Origin of the sequence: Saccharothrix hoggarensis (genome assembly GCF_042678885.1) — a bacterium.
Lineage (GTDB): Bacteria > Actinomycetota > Actinomycetes > Mycobacteriales > Pseudonocardiaceae > Actinosynnema > Actinosynnema hoggarensis.
In genome coordinates this window covers 1-3552 of sequence record NZ_JBHTLK010000390.1, presented here as the reverse complement: position 1 = coordinate 3552, position 3552 = coordinate 1, and the positions used below count along the sequence as shown (strand labels likewise).

2 protein-coding genes and 1 pseudogene are annotated in these 3552 nt (G+C 71.9%); all 3 read left to right on the top strand.

All coding sequences use genetic code 11. From position 1 onward, the window contains the following. A partial coding sequence (locus ACFQ3T_RS35295; RefSeq protein ID WP_380730270.1) for a hypothetical protein occupies positions 1 to 429 on the top strand: 429 nt, incomplete at its 5' end. Between the two features lie 126 nt (positions 430 to 555). Next, positions 556 to 3318 (top strand): type I DNA topoisomerase, encoded by a 2763-nt coding sequence (gene topA, locus ACFQ3T_RS35290; protein ID WP_380730268.1) that lies wholly within the window; start codon positions 556 to 558, stop codon positions 3316 to 3318. A gap of 13 nt (positions 3319 to 3331) precedes the next feature. Continuing rightward, a pseudogene (locus tag ACFQ3T_RS35285) lies at positions 3332 to 3552 on the top strand (hypothetical protein); the annotation flags it as partial.

Genomic DNA, 3552 nt, shown 5'->3' with positions numbered 1-3552 from the left:
GAGGCCGCGGCGGCGCTGGCCGAGCTGCGCGTCCAGGCGCGGATCGACCTCGACGAGGCCGGGTCGGTGCGCGTCGCGACGGCGTTCCGGACGGACCTCACCGGGCTGGCCGGGCAGTGGCTCGACGGCGACCGGAAGGTCGTGCCGCCCGACCTGGCCCTCGACGGCGGGGCGCTGCGGCTGTGGGCGCTGGCGTCCGGCCGCTGGGTGGAGTCCGGGTACTTCCTCGGCCTCGACCCCGAGGCGCCCGACACGCACGAAGCGTTGCGAAAAGCATTGGCCACGTCGGGCCTGCCCTCGACACTCTTGACGGAGAAGGCCGGGGGACCGGCTCTGCGCGTCGTCGGCAGGAGACGGCTCGAACGACTCGCGGAGCTGGTCGGACGTGCTCCGACGGGCGTCGCCGAGCGCACTTGGCCGGCCGCGTAGCGCGTCCTCCTGACGGACGATCCGGCACAGTTGTGTCACCCTGTCCCGACCAGGGCTGCCCAGCGGCGACGAAGGACAGTGCACACTGGCGGGTCGGGACACAGTGTTCGAAGAGAGCGGGACGGCGTGGCTGGATCGACACGGGCGAGGAAGACAAACGGGGGATCAGCGAGCGGCAACCGGCGGTTGGTGATCGTCGAGTCGCCCGCGAAGGCGCGGAAGATCGCGTCGTACCTCGGCAGCGACTTCGTCGTGGAGTCATCCAAGGGGCACATCCGCGACCTGCCCCGGGGCGCGGCCGACGTGCCCGCGAAGTACAAGGGCATGCCGTGGGCGCGGCTCGGCGTCGACGTCGACCACGACTTCGAGCCCCTCTACGTCGTCACGCCGGACAAGAAGGCGACCGTCGCCGAGCTGAAAGAGCTGCTCAAGGACGTCGACGAGCTGTACCTCGCGACAGACGGCGACCGCGAGGGCGAAGCCATCGCCTGGCACCTGCTCGACACGCTGAAGCCCAAGGTCCCCGTCCGCCGGATGGTGTTCCACGAGATCACCGAGCCCGCGATCCTCGCCGCCGCCGCGAACCCCCGCGACCTCGACCAGGACCTGGTCGACGCCCAGGAGACCCGCCGCATCCTCGACCGCCTCTACGGCTACGAGGTCAGCCCGGTGCTGTGGAAGAAGGTCATGCCGAAGCTCTCGGCGGGCCGCGTGCAGTCCGTGGCGACCCGGATCGTGGTCGAGCGCGAGCGCGAGCGGATGAAGTTCGTCACCGCCTCGTACTGGGACGTGTCGGCGACCATGGACGCGGGCGCGGACGCCTCGCCCCGCACGTTCGGCGCCCGGCTGGTCGCGGTGGACGGCACCCGCCTCGCGTCGGGCCGCGACTTCGGCTCCGACGGCAGGCTGAAGGCCGGTTCCGACGTCCGCGTGCTGGACGAGGCGCAGGCCAGGGCCATCGCCGAGGGCCTGACCAACGCCTCGATGACGGTGTCCTCGGTCGAGGAGAAGCCGTACACGCGCAAGCCGTACGCGCCGTTCATGACCTCCACGCTCCAGCAGGAGGCGGGCCGCAAGCTGCGCTTCTCCGCGGACCGCACCATGCGCACCGCGCAGAAGCTGTACGAGAACGGCTACATCACCTACATGCGCACCGACAGCACGACGCTGTCGGAGACCGCGATCTTGGCGGCGCGGGCGCAGGCCACCGAGCTGTACGGCTCGCAGTTCGTGGCCAAGGAGCCCCGCCAGTACACGCGCAAGGTCAAGAACGCGCAGGAGGCCCACGAGGCGATCCGCCCCGCCGGCGAGGTGTTCCGCACGCCCGGCCAGGTGGCCCGCGAGCTGGAGTCCGACGAGTTCAAGCTGTATGAGCTGATCTGGCAGCGCACGATCGCGTCCCAGATGGCCGACGCCCGCGGCAACACGACGAGCGTGCGGATCTCCGGCACCACGGCGGGCGGCGAGGACGTCACGTTCGCCGCGTCCGGCCGCACGATCACGTTCGCCGGCTTCCTGAAGGCGTACGTGGAGACGGTCGACGCGGAGGCGGGCGGCGAGTCCGACGACGCCGAGTCGCGCCTCCCGCAGCTGGCCAAGGACCAGTCGGTGCTGGCGGCGGAGCTGTCCGCGGACGGCCACTCGACGTCGCCGCCGCCGCGCTTCACCGAGGCGAGCCTGATCAAGACGATGGAGGAGCTGGGCATCGGCCGGCCCTCCACCTACGCCTCGATCATCAGCACCGTCCAGGACCGCGGCTACGTCTGGAAGAAGGGCTCCGCCCTGGTCCCGTCGTGGGTGGCGTTCGCCGTGGTCGGGCTGCTGGAGCAGCACTTCGGCCGGCTCGTCGACTACGACTTCACGGCCGCGCTGGAGGACGAGCTGGACGGCATCGCCGCCGGCCGCCAGGAGCGCACGACGTGGCTGTCCGGCTTCTACTTCGGCGGCAACGTCGGCCCGGAGTCCTCGGTCGGCCGGTCGGGCGGGCTGAAGAAGCTGGTCGGGTCGAGCGTCGAGGCGATCGACGCCCGCGAGGTCAACTCGATCCCGCTGTTCCCCGACGTCGAGGGCCGCACGGTCTACGTCCGGGTCGGCCGGTACGGGCCGTACCTGGAGCGCGAGGTCGAGGGGCCGGACGGCGAGGCCTCCGCGCAGCGGGCGAACCTGCCGGACGACCTGCCGCCGGACGAGCTGAACCGCGACATCGCCGAGAAGCTGTTCTCGACGCCGCAGGAGGGCCGTTCGCTCGGCACCGACCCGGTCACCGGGCACGAGATCGTGGCCAAGGAGGGCCGCTTCGGGCCGTACGTGACCGAAGTCCTGCCCGAAACGCCGGAGGGCGCCAAGAAGGCGCCGAAGCCGCGCACCGGCTCGCTGTTCAAGTCGATGGCGCTGGACACGGTGACGCTGGACGACGCGCTGAAGCTGCTCTCGCTGCCGCGCGTGGTCGGCAAGGACCCGGAGACCGGCGCGGAGATCACCGCGCAGAACGGCCGCTACGGGCCGTACCTGAAGAAGGGCACCGACTCGCGGTCGCTGACCAGCGAGGACCAGCTGTTCACGGTCACGCTCGACGAGGCGTTGAAGATCTACGCCGAGCCGAAGAAGCGGGGCCGCGCCGCCGCCGCGCCGCCGTTGAAGGAACTGGGCGCGGACCCGGTGTCGGGCAAGCCGATGGTGGTCAAGGAGGGCCGGTTCGGCCCGTACGTGACCGACGGCGAGACCAACGCGTCGCTGCGCAAGTCCGACAGCGTCGAGGGCCTGTCCGACGAGCGGGCGGCGGAGCTGCTGGCCGAGAAGCGGGCCAAGGGGCCGACCACGAAGAAGAAGGCCCCGGCGGCCCGCAAGGCGCCGGCGCGGAAGAAGGCTCCGGCGAAGACCAAGAGCTGAGGGAGGCGTGGCGGTGGACGGTTCAGACGCCGGTCCGTCCGGTCGTGACGGGACGCAGGAGCCCCCGCCGCCACGCCTGTACCCGGACCCGCTCGCGGGGCTGGTGACGGGCGAGCTGCCCTACCGGCGGGAACCGGTGATCCCGGTCGCGCCGCCGCCCGCGCCGCCCGTTCCGCCGGCCGTCCCGGTGGTGGCCGAGCCGGTTCGGGGCACGCGGTCCCGGCGGACCGCCCC